The sequence below is a fragment of the Pseudarthrobacter polychromogenes genome (assembly GCF_014644495.1).
GTDB classification, from domain to species: Bacteria; Actinomycetota; Actinomycetes; order Actinomycetales; family Micrococcaceae; genus Arthrobacter; species Arthrobacter polychromogenes.
In genome coordinates this window covers 214484-230963 of record NZ_BMKU01000006.1, presented here as the reverse complement: position 1 = coordinate 230963, position 16480 = coordinate 214484, and the positions used below count along the sequence as shown (strand labels likewise).

Sequence of the window (16480 nt, the reverse complement as noted above, 5' to 3'; positions counted from 1 at the left end):
CAAGACAGAAGTTCGCGACACACCTTAAGCATTCCAGCCAGCCATCCCTCGATTTAGGAGACACGCCCTAGCTGGCACAAGGTGGCCGGACGCATCCTTGCCCCCACCGGCCTGCTTGCCGCCCTCTCCGGCTTGTGGATGGCCGTTTTCTACGACCTCCCGCCGCTGGACGGGCCGCTGCTGCTCGTGCTGCGGCTGGTGTTCGGATCCGCCATGGTGGCGTTCATCGTCCTGGGATTCGTCGCGGTGCGGCGCCGGAATTACGTCCGCCACAGCGAGTGGATGTCCCGGGCGTATGCCATCGGCATCGCCCAGGGAACCATCGTGGTGGTCACTATCCCCTGGATTGTCCTGGTGGGGCCGGTTGACGAGCTGACCCGGGCGCTGCTGATCGGGGCCTCATGGGTTCTCAGCCTGGCCGTGGCCGAATACTTCATCTACCGCCGCGCCCAGGGACCGGTTGCAAAGCCTCGCCCCGCCCGCCCGGTGCCAGGCGCTCCGCCGCCAGCCCGCTGAATCCCCACTCCAGCGTCGAAGGGGAAGCGCGCCTCACCGCTGCCTGCCGCCGTCGTGAATTACGACGGCGGCACCTGACTTTGGACCCATGGCCACCCGCCCCTGGCAGTGCCAGTATGTGAGCATCAGGTTCACCCCCAGGCGCCCCAGCCGGGCAGCAAGGATGCGCGGCCATGACCTATATCAGGGACCTCAGCGATGTGGGGCCAGGCGACATCGCCGTGGCGGGCGGCAAGGCCGTGGGGCTGGGCGGCCTCATCCGGGCCGGGCTGCCGGTCCCGCCCGGGTTCGTGCTTACCACCGCCGCGTACTCAGAGTTCGTGGACGCCAACAACCTCGCGGCCGGCATCCAGGAACTCGCGGCGCTGCCACCGGAGGCGGAGCCGCACGCGTACCAGGATGCCTCCCGGCGGATCAGCGCCCTGTTCGCCACCGGCACCATGCCCGCCGGGATCGCCGCCGAACTCGGTGCCGCCTACGGGCGCCTCGGCAACGGAACACCCGTGGCAGTCCGCTCCTCCGCCACGGCCGAGGACCTCGCCTCGGCCAGTTTTCGCGGGGCAGCAGGAAACCACCCTGAACGTCCGCGGCATGGTGGAACTGTCCACGGCAGTGACCGGCTGCTGGGCCTCGCTCTGGACGGCGCGCGCCATGTCCTACCGCGCGCGTGAAGGAGTGGAACCCGGCCAGGTGCGCCTCGCCGTCGTGATCCAGCAGATGGTGGAGGCCGACGCCGCCGGGGTCATGTTCACCGCCAACCCCGCCAACGGCCGGCGGGACCAGACGGTGATTAGTGCCGCGTGGGGCCTGGGCGAAGCGGTGGTCAGCGGGACTGTCACCACCGATGACGTGGTGGTGGATGCCGGGACCGGCTCCGTACTGTCGCGGCGGACGGCCAGCAAGGACGTCATGACTGTATACGCGGAGAACGGCACCCGGGAGCAGCCGGTGGCGGCAGCCCGCCGTCGTGAACCCGTCCTGGATGACCGGGAGGCCGCGGAACTTGCCGGCCACGGGCAGCGGGCCGCCGCGCACTTCGGTGCGCCTCAGGACATCGAGTGGGCGCGGGCCGGCGGCAGGTTCTTCATCCTGCAGTCCCGCCCCATCACCGCGCTGCCCGAGCCGACGGCCGACACCCCGGAGGCTTGGCCCGTGCCGTACCCGAACGGGCTCTACTTCCGCGCGAGCATCGTGGAACAGCTGCCGGATCCGCTCACGCCGCTGTTCGCCGACCTGGTGGACGGCTCCGTGGCAAGGTCGCTGCAGGCCCTCATGGCGGAGGCGCTGGGCAGGAACGTCATCCGCGACGGCGACGTGGGGCTGCCCACCGTGAACGGCTACGCCTACTACTATTACCGCACCTCGGGACTGCTGCGGATGACAGGCCGACTGGTGCCGGCGGTGGGTGCGCTGGCCCGCGGCAAGGCGCACATGGGGATCGAAGGCTGGCGCGGGTTCTCCCACCCCCGCTACGAGCAGACCATCAAGGACTGGCAGGCGAAGCCCCCGGCGGAGCTCACCGGCGCAGAACTGCTGGCGGGCGCCCAGGCGCTGCTGGACGCCGGCACCGTGTACTACACGGCCGTGCAGTCCATCATTCCTCTATCCACCAGCAGCGAGCTCGCCTTCCGCACCTTCTACGACAAGCTGGCCCGGCGGGCCGGGGATCCGCCGGCCCAGACTTTCCTCCTGGGGTACGACAGCGAACCCATCCGGGCGGAGAAGTCCCTGTGGGACCTGGCCGCCTGGGCCCGCAGTGACCCCGGGCTGACATCAGTGTTGCTGGAACGGCCGACGGCGGAGCTCGCCGAATGCCAGCGCACAGGGTCGCCGCCCGCAGGGGTGGACGACGCCCTGTGGCAGGAGTGGCGCTTCGCCTTCCGGGAGTACCTGGACCTCTACGGCCATGCGGTCTACAACCTGGATTTCGCTACCCCGGTGGCCGCCGATGATCCGTCCACCCTCCTGGCGACGGTGAAGTTCTACCTGCGGGGGCAGGGCACCGACCCGCATGAGCGGCAGCGGCTGTTGACCGAGCGCCGGGAGGCTCTGACTGAACAGGTGGCCGCCCGGCTGGGGCCGCGCCGCCGGACCGCCTTCCTCCGGCTGCTCCGGTGGGCCCAGGCCACCGCTCCAGTCCGCGAGGACGCGCTGGCCGACGTCGGGCTCGCTTGGCCGCTGCTGCGGCGGATGCTGCTGGAACTCGGGCGCCGGCTGGTGGCCTCCGGCGTCATCACGGAGCCCGCCGACGTGTTCTGGCTGCGCTTCCAGGAGGTGCGGACCGCCGTCGAGTTCGGCCTCGCCGCACCCGGGGCCCAGGCCGTCATCACCGGAGCGGACCGCCCCGTCCGGGCAGCCGCCGTCGAGGAACGCCGGATGCTGTGGCGGGGCCAGGCGAGGGCCGCCGCCCCGCAGATGCTCCCGGAGCGCCCGTGGATGGAGAAGGCCTTCGGGTCCATGATGCCGGCGGCGTCGCAGCGCCAGCACGGCGATGTCATCAAGGGTGTGGGTGCCAGTTCGGGGCGGGTCACCGCTCCGGCCCGCGTCCTGGGCGGGCCCCGGGACTTCGGCCGGATGGAGCCCGGAGATGTCCTGGTTGCGCGGATCACCACGCCCGCCTGGACACCGCTGTTCGTTATGGCCTCCGCCATCGTGACGGACGTGGGTGGCCCGCTGAGCCACAGCTCCATCGTGGCCCGCGAGTACGGCATCCCCGCCGTCCTGGGCACCGGGGCGGCCACGCAGCGGCTGGCCACCGGCCAGCAGGTCACCGTGGATGGCGACGCCGGCACGGTCACCATCGAGCATCCGTGAGTGAGGAGCAAGCATGAGGGAACAGCATCCCCCGACACTGCGTTTCCTGGGGGCGACGGATACCGTGACGGGATCCCGGTATCTTCTCCGGTCGCAGGGCCGGCACGTCCTGGTGGACTGCGGGCTCTTCCAGGGGTACAAACGCCTCCGCGACCGCAACCGTGTGCCCTTCCCGGTCAATCCAGCGAACATCGACGCCGTTGTCCTGACCCACGCGCACCTGGACCACACCGGCTACGTCCCCGCGCTGGTCCGGGACGGTTTCCGCGGCCCCGTCTACGCAACGGCCGGGACCACCGAGCTGTGCAAGCTGCTGCTTCCGGACAGCGGATACCTCCAGGAAGAGGAAGCCCGCTACGCCGACCACACCGGGTCCACGGCGCACCATCCTCCCGTTCCCCTCTACACGGCAGCCGACGCCGTCCGGTCACTCGACTGTTTCATCACCCGCGACTTCGACGCGCCGTTCCCGCTGCCCGGGGGCATCGAGGCGACCTTCCTGCCCGCCGGCCACATCCTCGGCGCCGCACAGGTGCACCTCAAACTGGGCGGCCGGACCGTCCACTTCACCGGGGATCTTGGCCGCGCCAATGACCCCCTGATGTACCCGCCGCGGGCGCTGGAACCAGTCAATGTGCTGGTCACCGAATCCACCTACGGCAACCGGGAACACCCGGCAGGGAATCCGGAAGCAGAACTGGGCGCGATCATCACGCGGGTGGCCAAGCGGCAGGGGGTCATCATGATCGCAGCGTTCGCCGTGGGCCGGGCCGAAACGGTGCTGCTGCACCTCTCCCGCCTCCTGGCCAAGGGCGCCATTCCGCACATCCCCGTTTACCTGAACAGCCCGATGGCCATCGACGCGTCCGGCATGTACCAGCGGCACCGCGAGGAACACCGGCTCAAGGACCACGAATTCGAGGCCATGTACAAAGTGGCCGTTCCCGTCCGCAGCCCGGACGAGTCCAAGCTGCTCAACCTCCGCGGCGGGCCCATGATCATCATCTCGGCCAGCGGCATGCTCACCGGCGGCCGGATCCTCCACCACCTGGCAAGCTATGGACCTGACAGGCGGAACGCCATCATCCTCAGCGGCTACCAGGCGGGCGGAACCCGGGGCGCCCGCCTGGCAGCGGGCGGGAAGTACCTGCGCATCTACGGCCAGGAGGTCAGGATCGAGGCCGAGGTCATCCAGATGGAGGGACTGTCCGCGCACGCTGATTCCACCGGCATCATCGAATGGATGAAGGCTGCGCCCCAGGCGCCGTCCATGACGTACATCACCCACGGGGAACCGGACGCCTCTGACGCCCTCCGGGCGCGCATCAAGCACCAGCTCGGCTGGAAAGTCCGCGTCCCGGAGCACCTGGAGACCATCTCGCTGGAGAACCCGCGCTGACGTACTGAGCAGCTTTTACATTCTGCCGATGAGGACATTGTCGTGGATCTTCTTCCAACCACTGTCTTCAAGAGCGCGGGTATCGAAGCCTGTCGTCACCAGTTTCGCTGTCGGCTGGCCGACGTGGCCTACCGTCACAATTTCCCGGTCATGCGTAATCCCGTCGCTGCATCCGATGCTCCACTGGTCGGGCTCATCGACGGGATAGACGGCTATGCATGCCTTGGTGAAGTCTTCGCTCTCGGCTGCGAAATACTTCACTCCCGCGTCCTCGACCAGAAGCCTGAAATCAAAAGGTTGGTCGGGGCTTGAGTTCCGAACGTCGGCAGGCAGATTATCCCGCGCGTCCATTTCCCGGTGGACAGCCGCAATTCCCTGGTAGCCCGAGCAGGCAGGCAATACCAGTAGTGCGGCGGCGATGGCCACCGTTGTAAAAATCCGATTTTTCATGATGTCCCCCCTAAATGGCTGTTCTCGAACCTACCAACAACCGTCAGGGCAAAGTGAGTGCTTCATTTCTGTCGCCAATCAGAAAGCAGCGTGTTTCCCTGCACCTCCGACGGCCGCCGTCGGCGCTGCCGACCCAACGACGGAGGGGTCGAAGCGGCGGTCTTGAGGGGAAGCGGGTGCGCCTACTCCCCGCCCATCCCGGGGTGCACCGGAACGAAGTCGATTTTGTTGCCGGAGTTCGAGCGGCTCGCGGGCGTCCGGGAGTATCCCCGCGCGTCGAGGTTGTTCTTCGCCCGAAACTCCGCAAGGGCCGCATCGTAGGCGTTGTTGAGGGCCTGGCCAGAGAACTCGCCGGTGCTGCCGTCCTGGAAATGGATCCTGATGCGGACGCTTGCGGGGTAGTGCCGGTTCATCCGGATAAAGCCTTCTGCGTCCTGCTGGAGAGTGATCAAGGAACAACTGCTTTCGTCGGGGCCGGAATCCAAGTCTCGCGCACATTGCAGCATCCACCACAAATTCGCCAATGTGACGTGTGCGGCAGCCTGGGAATTAGTCAAATGGACGGACGACGCGCCTTTGTGCGACACTTCACAGGTTTTGGTGTGGTGTGCGCCACTTTCGTTCACCCAACAGCGTCCACACCCGAACCGCATCACCCGCGCTCTTCCATGGAGGGAACCCACACTTATGAGCGGTGTTTTGTCAGCAATAAATAGCGTGATCTGGAGCGATTGGCTCGTTTACCTCTGCCTCGCCACGGGCGTCTACTTCTCGGTCCGGACACGCTTCCTGCAGGTCCGGCACGTCAAGGGAATGATTGAGCAGCTGTTCCGGGGCGAAAAATCCGCCTCCGGCGTCTCCTCATTCCAGGCCCTGGCAATGTCCTTGTCCGGACGCGTGGGCACCGGCAACATCGCCGGCGTCGCCACTGCTATCGCCTTCGGCGGCCCTGGCGCCCTGTTCTGGATGTGGGCGGTGGCCTTCTTGGGCGCATCCACGTCCTTCATCGAGTCCACCCTGGGCCAGATCTACAAGACCCGCGACCCGCTGTCCGGCGAATACCGCGGCGGCCCGGCCTACTATTTCTCCCGCGCGCTGTCCCACACCAAGGGCGCCGGCTTCTTCAAGGTCTACGGCTACGTCTTCGCCGCCGTGACCGTCCTGGCCTGCGGCGTCCTGATGCCCGGTGTCCAGGCCAACTCCATGGCCACCGCAATCGCCGGCGCATGGACCATTGACCCGTGGATCGTCTCGGTGGGCTCCGTGATCGTCCTGGCGTTCGTCATCATCGGCGGCGTCAAGCGCATCGCCAGCGTCGCCTCGTTCGTGGTGCCGTTCATGGCCGTCGGCTACATCATCCTCGCCCTGATCGTTGTGGTCATCAACGCCTCCCAGCTCCCGGAGATCATCTCGCTGGTGTTCCGCAGCGCCTTCGGCATGGATTCGGCCCTCGGCGCCATCATTGGCCTGGCCGTGATGTGGGGCGTCAAGCGCGGCGTCTACTCCAACGAGGCCGGCCAGGGCACGGGCCCGCACGCCGCTGCCGCCGCCGAGGTGTCCCACCCGGCCAAGCAGGGCCTGGTCCAGGCTTTCGCGGTGTACATCGACACGCTGTTCGTCTGCTCGGCCACCGGCTTCCTGATCCTCTCCACCGGCGCCTACCGCGTCTTCTCCGGAGGCACCGAAGACGGCGAGGTCCTCGCCGAAGGCGGCCTGCTCTCAGCCACGGCCGTGGTGGGTCCCCAGTATGTGCAGACCGGGTTCGACTCCGTCTTCCCCGGCGTGGGCGCCGCGTTCATCGCCGTCACGCTGTTCTTCTTCTGCCTGACCACGATCATCGCCTACTACTACATGGCCGAAACCAACCTCCGGTTCCTGGTTGGCAAGTCCTCCAGCAAGGTCATCCCCGGCATCCGTGCCAGCGTAGGCCGCGTAACCACCATGGCCCTGCAGGTGGGCATCCTGATCGCCGTCGCCTACGGCTGTGTGAACACCGCCGCCAACGCGTGGGTGATGGGGGACATCGGCGTGGGCCTGATGGCGTGGCTGAACATCATCGGCATCCTGATCCTGCAGAAGCCGGCCTTCAAGGCGCTCAAGGACTTTGAGCGCCAGCAGAAGCTCGGCCTCGACCCGGTCTTCGACCCCCGCCCCCTCGGCATCACCGGGGCCACGTTCTGGGAGTCCTACAAGCCGGCCGAGCGCGAGAAGGAATCCGCGCGCATCTAGTACGCACCGCACAAGTACACACCCGGCCGTGCGCCGCACAGTTCGCGCGGCGCACGGCCACACCGCCCACCCGCCCCGGCGGGTGGGCGGTGTCATCAAGACTCCCTGATTCCAAAACCCGGCCTCCGCTGTGATAATCCGGTAGGTATGTCTTCCTTACCCGAATCTTCGACGACGGCCTCTGCCGCCGAAGAACGCAGCGCCCGCATCGCCGTCACTCTCTTCCCCGTGCTGATCCTCGCCGGAGGTGCCGTGGCGCTCGCCACCCCCACCGCCTTCACCGGGCTCGGCCCCTGGATCAACCCCCTGCTGGGGGTCATCATGTTCGGCATGGGGCTGACCCTCACTCCCCCCGACTTTGCCGTCATCGCCAAACGACCTGTCCCCGTGGTGATCGGCGTGGTGGCGCAGTACGCCATCATGCCGCTGCTGGGCTGGCTGATCGCGGCGGCGCTGGGGCTGCCGCCGGCGCTGGCAGCCGGCGTCATCCTGGTGGGCTGCTGCCCCGGCGGAACAGCCTCCAACGTGGTCTCCTACCTGGCCCGGGGCGACGTCGCGCTGTCCGTGGCGATGACCACCGTGTCCACGCTGCTGGCTCCCCTGCTGACCCCCGTCCTGGCGCTGTGGCTGGCCGGCCAGTACATGCCGGTGGATGCCGGCTCCATGGCGTGGTCCATCGTGCAGATCGTGCTGTTCCCCGTGCTGCTGGGGCTCATCATCCGGCTCTTCCTGCCGCGCCTGGTCACCAAGGCGCTGCCCGCCCTCCCTTGGATTTCGGTCCTCGCCATCACGGCCGTGGTGGTTGCAGTGGTTGCCGCCAGCGCGAAGGCCATCTTCGCCGCAGGGCTGCTGGTCCTTGTGGCCGTCATCCTGCACAACGGCCTCGGTTATGCCCTCGGCTACGGCGCCGCCCGCCTGTTCAAGCTGCCGGTTCCTTCCCGCCGCACCACCGCGGTTGAGGTGGGCATGCAGAACTCCGGCCTCGCGGCAGGCCTGGCCCGGCAGTACCTGACCCCCGAATCGGCACTGCCCGGCGCCATTTTCTCCGTCTGGCACAACGTGTCCGGCGCCGTCCTGGCCGCTTACTGGCGCCGCCGCAGCACTCCCGCGCAGCGCCAGGGCGAGGCGGTTCCGGCGGCCGTTACGGAGTAGTCCGGGTTCCTTCCGGAGGTCCTGCAGGCTCCGCCTGCTCCCCCGGCTTCCGGGCGATGACCGTGTACGTGCAGGGCACACGGTCCCGCTCGGCGTCGGGCCACGCGAAACCGTCCGGCACCTCCACCATGCGGGGCGCGAACTTCCACGGGAGGGTCCTTCCCTCGTCCAGCCGGAGAATCTGCAGGCCGGCTCCTATCAGGGAGTTGACGATGGCGGACAAAGGATGCGCCCACTCATAGGTCCGGGAATGCGCCACCGTGCCGTCCCCGGCGTAGGTTGTCGCGTCGTCCCACACCTGCGCCTGGCCTGTGCCGAAGTACGGGTACCGGAGCTGCAGTCCGTCCGCGTGCTCGTCAATGGCGTACAGGGCCGGGTGCCCGTCTCTGATGTAAAACGTTCCTCCCGGCCGCAGGAGCCCTGCCACCTGGACCGCCCAGCGGTCCAGGTCCGGCAGCCAGTTGATCGTGCCGATGCTGGTGTACACCAGATCGAAAGAGCCGACGACGGCGGCGCGGGCTTCCAGCACGTCCGTCTCCACCCACGTGGCGTCCAGGCCGAGACGCGCGGCCAGGCTGGCGGCGGACGCCAGGGCGGCCGGGGAGAAGTCGACGCCGGTGACGTGTGCCCCGGCCCTGGCCAGGGACAGCGTGTCCGTGCCGATGTGGCACTGAAGGTGGCACACGTCCAGGCCGGAGACCGTGCCGTTCGGGAGGTAGGGCACCAAGGCGGAGAGGTCCGTCCGGGCAACGCTGGTCAGATGGTTGGGATCATCCAGTGCACTGAGGCCGTACGCCTCTTCGTGCAGGGGGACCCGGTCCTCCCAGTTGGCCAGGTTGCTGGCGCGTGCGGAATCCCAATCGATCTCCGTCCGGCTGTCACTCATGCTGGCGAGTCTATGCGGGGGTAAGCCAGGCCGGTGCCTGCCGGACCATCCGGAACTCGGGCAGCGCCTCCCACTCGGGCGGCAGTGTGTTGCGTTTGCCGTCGGGACGGAAACCCTGCTTCAGGTAGAAGGCCAGCGCCCTTGGGTTGTCCTCCACCACCCACAGGTAGGCCGGGCCGTCGCCGATGGCGGCACGCATGAGCGCCGCGCCGAGCCCCGTTCCGTACGTCCGGCGGAGGGTGTAGATCGAGTACAGCTCCAGCGCTTCGGGGCCGTCGTCGTCGCGGCCCGGGCCGGCGTCCGCGAAGCCCACCAGTTCATTGCTGGCGTCCACGGCGATGATCCGCGGATCCGGGACGGCCAGGTGCGGCCGGCGCCGCTCCACCCGTTCCGGGATGCTGGCCCGGCGTCCGCGGAAGAACCCGGGTGAGAGCAGGTGCGGGTAGCATTCCTCATGCGCCAGGGTCTGCATGAGCACCACCGCCTCGGCGTCCTCCGGTGTGGCCTGGCGAAGCTGAAAGTCCATGGCGCCAGCCTAACCAGTGAGGCGTGCCGCTCCCCAGCCGAGTAGCCGTGCAGGCGCCCGTGCCGCATTGTCTTCCGTCCCGCCACGCCCTACCGTGAAGGGACGGTCGGCCGAAGCAGGTGCAGCCATGCGGAGTATCTCGTGGTTATCGCGCGGCCTCCTGCTGTGCCTCCTCCTGGCCACCACTCTCGGTGCTGCTACCCCGCCTGCCCAGCGCGGGCAGGACTACCAGGCCGTGGACTCGTTCCTGCGGGAACAAATGGAAACGCTCGGCATTCCCGGTGCCGCCATCGCCGTCGTCCGGGACGGGACCCGGGTGCACTCCGCCGCCTTCGGCCAGGCTGACCCGTCCGGAAGACCGATGACTCCCCAGACCCCTGTCCTGCTGGCCTCCACCAGCAAGTCCCTCACCGCAATCGCCGTGATGCAGCAGGTTGAGGCGGGGCGGCTGCGGCTGGATGAACCGGTGCAGACCTACCTGCCGTGGTTCACGCTCGATGACCCCCGTTCGGCGGCCATCACCGTCAGGCACCTGCTCCACCAGGCCAGCGGCATGAGCTCGCGGGACACCGCCTTCGAAGCCTCCCGCCGCCAGGACCCGGAAGCCCTGGAGGAGACCGTCCGCGCCTTGGCGGACGCTCCCCTGGCCGGTGAACCGGGCCGGGGCTTCCACTACGCCAACGCCAACTTCAACATTCTGGGCGTCCTGGTGCAGACCGTATCCGGCCAACCCTTCGGGGACTATCTGGAGGAGCATGTCTTTGGGCCGCTGGACATGGTCCACAGCCATCCCACGCGGGCTGCCGCGCAGGACGACAGTGTAGCGGCCGGCTATTCCCGGTGGTTCAGCTCGTCCTGGCTCCCCACCGACGTCCCTGCACCCGTCGCCGGGATGCCGTCCAGCACTCTCTATGCCTCCGCCGAGGACCTGGGCAACGGGCTGGCGGCACTGCTCGACGGCGGCCGGTACGGAGGGGCGCGGATCCTTGAGCCTGCGAGCGTGGCGGCGATGTTCGAACCCCGGGTTCAGGTGGAGGGGTCCAAGGGGTACGCCATGGGCTGGTTCACCCGGCCACTGGTGGAGTCCGTGGACCCAACGGCCGAAACGGTCCCGGAAACCGAGCTGCCGCTGCTGCTGGAGCACCAGGGGGAATGGGGCAACAGCCACACCTACCTGGCCATGGTTCCGGCCTCCGGCCTGGGCGTCGCCCTGGTGATCAACGGCAACGACACCGCCGCACCATCCCGGCTGAAGGCCATCGACACCAACATCCTGCGGATCCTCCACGGCCACTCCCCGGTGTCTGCGGTCATTCACGAGGACTGGCTGCAGCGCTACAGCTGGGCAGTTGCGCTGGCTTTGCTGGGGGCGGAGGTAATGAGCCTGTGGCTGTCGCTCCGTTTCCTGCTCAGGGGACGGTCCGCCCCGGGGCGCCGGCTGGCACCCCTGGCCGTGGGCACGGCCGCGCTCGCCCTGGACGGTTTCGCCCTGTGGCTGTGCCTCGCGTACGCGCCCGCCCGGTTCGACACCCACCTGTCCGTGATCATCCGCCAGTTTCCCGACGTCGGAGTCTCGCTGGTGCCGGTGCTCGTGCTGGCGATCATCTGGCCCATCCCGCGGACCGTCTGGCTGCTGGCACAGCTGCGGGCCGCTGAAACTACCGGTCGGTCTTGACCACCGTGAACAGCACCGCCGAGTCCTCCTCGGCTTCCAGGCTGTGCAGCCCGTCCGGGACGATCAGGAGGTCCCCGGCCTTGCCCTGCCAGGCCTCGCCGCCGGACTTAAGCCAGACCGATCCCCTGATCACGTAGACGGTGGCCTCGCCCGGGTTCTGGTGCTCGCTCAGCTGGGTGCCGGCCCGGAAGGCCATGACAGTCTGGCGCAGCTTCTTCTCGTGGCCGCCGAAGGCCGTGTCCGCCGCCCGTCCGCTGGGAGCCGCCACCGCCGCCTCGAGCTGCTGGCGGGCCAGGGCATCAATCGATATCTTCTGCATGCGGACACCGTACCCACCGGGTTCAGCCAGGGCTAGGGTCCAGCGTCCCTATCACTGGCCAAAGGAAGCTCGCCAGCTCCCCTACAGCTTGGGGATCAGGACCGGGGTGTTCTTCTTGTACGCCTCATAGTCGGGCTCGCCGCCCCACTTCTTGTCCGCCTTCTTCTCCAGGAGCGGGATGCCGCTGCCCTTGATCAGCAGCAGCGCCACGAACACCGGGGACAGCAGGGCCACCCACTGCCAGCCTTCCAAGACCGGCACGGCGATCAGGAGCACGCCGATCCAGAGCACAATCTCGCCGAAGTAGTTGGGGTGCCGGGACTTGGACCACAGGCCGGTGGAGATGAACCTGCCCTCATTGGCCGGGTCCGCCTTGAACCGGCCCTTCTGGCTGTCCGCCACAGCCTCAATACCGAAGCCAACAGCCCACACCAGGAAACCCGCCAGCGCCCACCAGTCCAGTCCCACCCGGGTGGCGGAGGTGATGGCAATCCAGGCCGCGGCCGCGGTAAGGACCACCCACAGCCCCTGTACGGTCCAGGTGTTCAGGAAGCGGAGGAAGGACGGCTTGATCTCGTCGAAGCGGTCGTCCTTGCCGTGCTTGCTGACGCGGCGGAACAGGAAGCTTCCCAGCCGCCCCGCCCACACCACCACCATGGCAGCCAGCAGCAGCCCCCGCGCATCAACGCCGGGAGTCAGCAGGACCAGGAGGACGGTGATGGAGATGTAGGTGAGGGCGCCGGTGAGGTCGTAGTACTTTTCGGTCTGCGCCTTGAACGCGGGGATAAAGGCCAGCCACTGAATGAGGAACGCCGCCGCCACCCCCAGGCCGAACAACGGGAAGCCGCCTACGGTGGCACCACCCTGGCTGCCCGCGACGGCAACGAGAGCCCCCACCAGCACCGCAACCACAAAAATGATGAGCGCCTTACGGTCCGAATCCTTCATGAGGATGTTCCTTTCCCACGCCGCGCCGGGAGCCGCAGGAGGCACCGGCACAACCGCCTCTTCAAACTGATTTGATTACAAGCTTATCTAATTACTATATAGACTAGCGAAGGAGAGGAGGAACCATGAGCACACCTACTTACCATCCGGCCGCCGTCGCCCTTCAGGCCGTGCTGGCACTGGCCAACGAAACCGAACGCGAAGTGGCAGGCAGGCTGGGGTTGAACCTCACCGATTACCGCGCCCTCTCCGCCCTGTCCCAGTCCGGACCCATGACGGTGGGAACCCTCGCTGTGAAGCTGGGCGCCACAGCCGCCACAACCACTGCGATCGTCAACCGGCTGCAAACCCGCGGCTACGCCGAACGCCTCCGCGGCGAAGGGGACCGCCGCCATGTCCACGTCAGCGCCACCGCCGCCGCATCCCGGGACATCATGCACCTGATGCGGCCCCTCATGGACGCCACCAACCGGCACATCGAATCGCTGCCTGCCGCCCAGCAGGACGCCGTGGCCGGGTTCCTCCACACCGCCCAGCGCCTCATGCAGGACCACCTGCACACGCTTACACCAAAGGACACCGCTTGAGAGAGTTCTCCACCCCGCTGCTGGTTGAACCGTCCAGCCACCGGAACGCCACGGAGCTGCTGATGCAGCGGTTCAGGACGTCCCCGGACCACGTTGCCTTCGAGGTGCGCGCCCCGGAAGGCGCCATCACGGATCCCTGGCGCCAGGTGACCACCCGGCAGTTCGTCGGGGAGGTGCGCGCCCTGGCCAAAGGCCTCATCGCCGCCGGACTGCAGCCCGGCGAATCCCTCGCCATCATGTCCCCCACCCGGTACGAGTGGGCGGTGGCGGACATGGCTGCGTGGTTCGCCGCCGCCGTCGTGGTCCCCGTCTACGAAACCTCCGCCCTGCCCCAGGTGGCCGCGGTCCTCGACGACGCCGCCGTCCGCCTGGCCATCGCCGGCACCGCCGGGCATGCCCTCCTGCTGGAACAGGGCTTTGAACAGGCCGGGCGGACCAGCCTGGGCGTCTGGACCATGGACGCACGTCCCGGCGCGGACCTTGCCGAGCTGATGCAGCGCGGCGCCGCCGTCCCGGACAACGCCGTTGAGGAGCGGCGCCTGCTGCCGGACCTCAACTCGGTCGCCACCATCGTCTATACCTCCGGCACCACCGCCGCCCCCAAGGGCGCCCTGATCACCCACGGCAACTTCGTGGGCCAGGTGCTCAACGTGGGCGCCGCCTACACGGGCGTGGTCCGCGAAGGCGGCAACACCGTCATTTTCCTGCCCATGGCCCATGTGCTGGCCCGCGGCCTGCAGCTGATCTGCCTGGCCAACGGCATGCGCATCGCCCACCTCTCCGATCCCAAGGACGTGGTGCCCGCCCTCGGCGTCCTGAAGCCCACGTTCCTGGTGGTGGTCCCCCGCGTGCTGCAGAAGATCCAGGCGTCCGCTGCCGCCGCCGCGGCACAGAAGCGCCTGGGCCGGGTGTGGGCAGCGGCGCAGCGCACCGCCGTCGAGTACGGCCGGTTCGCGGAAGCGTACGACGCCGACCCCTCCGTCCGCGCCCCGCTCGGCCTGCGTGCCAGGCACGCAATGTTCAGCCGCCTCTTCTACGCCCGGCTCCGCGCGCTGGTGGGCGGCCGCCTGGACTACCTGCTCTCCGGCGCCGCCGCGCTGGATGCTGAGCTGTCCCTGTTCTTCCGCGGCCTGGGCCTGCCCGTCATCGAGGGCTATGGCCTCACGGAAACCACCGCGCCGCTCACCGGGAACATGCCCGGCGCCATCAGCGCCGGAACGGTGGGCGTCCCGATGCCCGGAACCACCGTGCGCATCTCGGACCGGGACGAGGTCCTGGCCCGCGGCGTGGGCGTGTTCGCCGGCTACCGCAGGCCGGCGGACAACCAGGACGCGTTCACGGACGGGTACTTCCACACAGGGGACCTCGGAGAGCTCGACGAGCTGGGACGGCTCACCCTCAAGGGCCGAATCAAGGACGTGATTGTCACCGCCGGCGGCAAGACCATCACCCCGGCCATCTGGGAAGGCTATGTGGAGGGCGATCCGCTCGTGGCCCACGCCGTCATGGTGGGCGAGGGCAAACCCTACCTGGGCGGCCTGGTGCTGCTGGACCCCGAGTCCGTCACGGCGTGGGCCGAGCGCGAGGGCATCGCCGACCTCGCCGGGCTGCGGATCCCGGACGACGGCGGCGCCGTCCAGATCGAGGACGCGCGCCTCCTCAGCACCATCGGCAAAGCTGTCAGTGCCGCCAACGCGAAGCTTGCCCGCTCCGAGCAGGTGCGCAAATTCGTGCTGCTCCTGGCAGACCTCAGCGAGGCCAACGGAATGGTCACACCCACCATGAAACTCAAACGCACTGCATTCACCGAACGCGCCCGCCACATCGTGGAGAACCTCTACGCCGAATCAAGGAGCCAAGCATGAACACCCGGACCAAGAGATGGCTGATTTCCTACGCGGTCACCGCCGTGATTTTCGCTGTGCTGGACCTCATCTGGATCAGCTTCGTGGCGAGCAACCTCTACCAAAGCCAGATCGGCCACCTGATTGCCCCCAGGCCCAACGCTGCCGGCGCTGTGGCCTTCTACCTCATCTTCGTGGCCGGGATGGTGCACTACGGCGTCCGGCCCAACGACGCCCACGCCACCATGCGGCAGCGGGTCACGGGTGCGGCGCTGTTCGGCTTCTTCACCTACGCCACCTGGGCGCTGACGGCGTTCGCCGTGCTCAAGGACTTCCCCGCCGTCGTCGCCGTGACGGACATCCTCTGGGGCGCCGCGGCCTGCAGCCTGGTCACCTGGGTGACGGCCACCGTCCTGCGCCGGTTCCTGGCAAAGGACCGCGCGTCCTGACCAGTGCACCATCTGCTTAGTGCACTCCTGGCCAGCGCACTTGTGGCCAAAGCAGGAACCAGCAAGGGCGGGCCCGACGGCGGCACGCAGCACCCGCCGTCGTCCTTCCGTTAGGCGTCCGCGACGTCCTGCAGTACCTCGTTGTGGCGGAGGAACCAGGGCTTGAACGGCGGATCAAAGCGGGCGAACCGGGGCGGACCCACCGGCGCCAGCCCCACCAGGTTCAGCGCGGCCTGCAGCCCCTCGTTGTGCCGGGCAAACGCGGCCTCCGACCCGCTGCCCGAGAACCGGACAACCGCGGTCAGGGAGCCGGGGACCGGACGGATTTTCACGTCGGGATTCTGCGGCACGGGCGCCGTCTCGGCAGTGACGCCCGCGGGCAGTACAAAAGCTACCGAAAAATCAGTGGCAGCACCGCCCTGCAGCGGGCCGCTCTGGAGCACGGGGGCGGTCATCGCCAGCTTCTGCGAGGCCCCCGGCGCCTGGATGACGGGCGCCGTCATGGCGAGCTTCTGCCGTGCGGTGTTGCTGCCGCTGATGTAGTTGAAGAGGTGCCGGAAGGCGGCGTTCCCGGCACGGTCAAAGGTCGCGTTGACCTGGACTTCAGCCACCGCATAGGCGGGGTAGCGGCGCAGCTCGAAGTGCGGGTAGCGCTTCACGAGCTCATAGGGTTGCTGTTCAGTCAT

General features: G+C 68.1%; 16 protein-coding genes and 1 pseudogene. 10 read left to right on the top strand and 7 right to left on the bottom strand.

What is annotated here, in order from left to right; all coding sequences use genetic code 11:
• Positions 1–75: 75 nt before the first annotated feature.
• From IEX43_RS12085 to IEX43_RS12075, 4 genes and pseudogenes are all read left to right on the top strand, one after another.
• Positions 76–516, top strand: a pseudogene (locus tag IEX43_RS12085) (DUF2306 domain-containing protein); the annotation flags it as partial.
• Positions 517–689: 173 nt separating this feature from the next.
• On the top strand, positions 690–1187 hold the full coding sequence (locus tag IEX43_RS20310; protein ID WP_229666434.1) for a PEP/pyruvate-binding domain-containing protein: 498 nt from the start codon (positions 690–692) through the stop codon (positions 1185–1187).
• The gene (locus IEX43_RS12080; RefSeq protein WP_229666433.1) at positions 1108–3330 is read left to right on the top strand and encodes a PEP/pyruvate-binding domain-containing protein; all 2223 of its coding nucleotides are present in this window, start codon (positions 1108–1110) and stop codon (positions 3328–3330) included. The genes IEX43_RS20310 and IEX43_RS12080 overlap by 80 nt, the downstream gene beginning before the upstream one ends.
• Positions 3331–3343: 13 nt before the next feature.
• Complete coding sequence (locus tag IEX43_RS12075; RefSeq protein WP_188811319.1) at positions 3344–4729, top strand: MBL fold metallo-hydrolase RNA specificity domain-containing protein; 1386 nt, start codon at positions 3344–3346, stop codon at positions 4727–4729.
• Between the two features lie 15 nt (positions 4730–4744).
• Here the strand turns inward: IEX43_RS12075 and IEX43_RS12070 are convergent, their stop codons facing one another.
• Positions 4745–5179, bottom strand: coding sequence for a hypothetical protein (locus tag IEX43_RS12070; RefSeq protein ID WP_188811317.1), 435 nt, complete (start codon positions 5177–5179; stop codon positions 4745–4747).
• Positions 5180–5361: 182 nt separating this feature from the next.
• Positions 5362–5631 (bottom strand): hypothetical protein, encoded by a 270-nt coding sequence (locus IEX43_RS12065; RefSeq protein WP_188811315.1) that lies wholly within the window; start codon positions 5629–5631, stop codon positions 5362–5364.
• Positions 5632–5866: 235 nt separating this feature from the next.
• Here IEX43_RS12065 and IEX43_RS12060 point away from each other — a divergent pair, with 235 nt between their 5' ends.
• The gene (locus IEX43_RS12060) at positions 5867–7408 is read left to right on the top strand and encodes an alanine/glycine:cation symporter family protein (RefSeq protein WP_188811313.1); all 1542 of its coding nucleotides are present in this window, start codon (positions 5867–5869) and stop codon (positions 7406–7408) included.
• A 147-nt stretch (positions 7409–7555) separates the two neighbouring features.
• Positions 7556–8560, top strand: coding sequence for a bile acid:sodium symporter family protein (locus tag IEX43_RS12055; protein WP_188811311.1), 1005 nt, complete (start codon positions 7556–7558; stop codon positions 8558–8560).
• Here the strand turns inward: IEX43_RS12055 and IEX43_RS12050 are convergent.
• Both IEX43_RS12050 and IEX43_RS12045 read right to left on the bottom strand, forming a co-directional pair.
• Positions 8550–9446 (bottom strand): class I SAM-dependent methyltransferase, encoded by an 897-nt coding sequence (locus IEX43_RS12050; protein WP_188811309.1) that lies wholly within the window; start codon positions 9444–9446, stop codon positions 8550–8552. The two genes, IEX43_RS12055 and IEX43_RS12050, sit on opposite strands and share 11 nt — an antisense overlap.
• A gap of 10 nt (positions 9447–9456) precedes the next feature.
• Positions 9457–9972 (bottom strand): GNAT family N-acetyltransferase, encoded by a 516-nt coding sequence (locus tag IEX43_RS12045; RefSeq protein WP_188811307.1) that lies wholly within the window; start codon positions 9970–9972, stop codon positions 9457–9459.
• A 127-nt stretch (positions 9973–10099) separates the two neighbouring features.
• Between IEX43_RS12045 and IEX43_RS12040 the strand changes: the two genes are divergently transcribed.
• Positions 10100–11647, top strand: coding sequence for a serine hydrolase domain-containing protein (locus IEX43_RS12040; protein WP_188811305.1), 1548 nt, complete (start codon positions 10100–10102; stop codon positions 11645–11647).
• On the opposite strand, the gene IEX43_RS12035 is transcribed toward IEX43_RS12040, so the two are convergent.
• The gene (locus IEX43_RS12035; RefSeq protein WP_104186300.1) at positions 11631–11966 is read right to left on the bottom strand and encodes a cupin domain-containing protein; all 336 of its coding nucleotides are present in this window, start codon (positions 11964–11966) and stop codon (positions 11631–11633) included. The genes IEX43_RS12040 and IEX43_RS12035 overlap by 17 nt on opposite strands.
• Before the next feature lie 81 nt (positions 11967–12047).
• Complete coding sequence (locus tag IEX43_RS12030; RefSeq protein ID WP_188811304.1) at positions 12048–12914, bottom strand: DUF1295 domain-containing protein; 867 nt, start codon at positions 12912–12914, stop codon at positions 12048–12050.
• A gap of 125 nt (positions 12915–13039) precedes the next feature.
• Between IEX43_RS12030 and IEX43_RS12025 the strand changes: the two genes are divergently transcribed.
• From IEX43_RS12025 to IEX43_RS12015, 3 genes are read left to right on the top strand one after another with little or no spacing between them, the layout of a single operon-like run.
• Positions 13040–13501, top strand: coding sequence for a MarR family winged helix-turn-helix transcriptional regulator (locus IEX43_RS12025; protein WP_188811302.1), 462 nt, complete (start codon positions 13040–13042; stop codon positions 13499–13501).
• Positions 13498–15366: an AMP-dependent synthetase/ligase gene (locus tag IEX43_RS12020; RefSeq protein WP_377102784.1), complete on the top strand. Its 1869-nt coding sequence runs from the start codon at positions 13498–13500 to the stop codon at positions 15364–15366. The genes IEX43_RS12025 and IEX43_RS12020 overlap by 4 nt, the downstream gene beginning before the upstream one ends.
• Positions 15363–15794 carry a DUF2177 family protein gene (locus IEX43_RS12015; RefSeq protein ID WP_188811300.1) on the top strand — a complete coding sequence of 144 codons (432 nt, stop codon included), beginning with the start codon at positions 15363–15365 and terminating at the stop codon, positions 15792–15794. Before IEX43_RS12020 ends, IEX43_RS12015 begins: the two co-directional genes overlap by 4 nt.
• A gap of 110 nt (positions 15795–15904) precedes the next feature.
• Here IEX43_RS12015 and IEX43_RS12010 read toward each other — a convergent pair whose 3' ends face one another.
• Complete coding sequence (locus tag IEX43_RS12010) at positions 15905–16480, bottom strand: SOUL family heme-binding protein (protein WP_188811298.1); 576 nt, start codon at positions 16478–16480, stop codon at positions 15905–15907.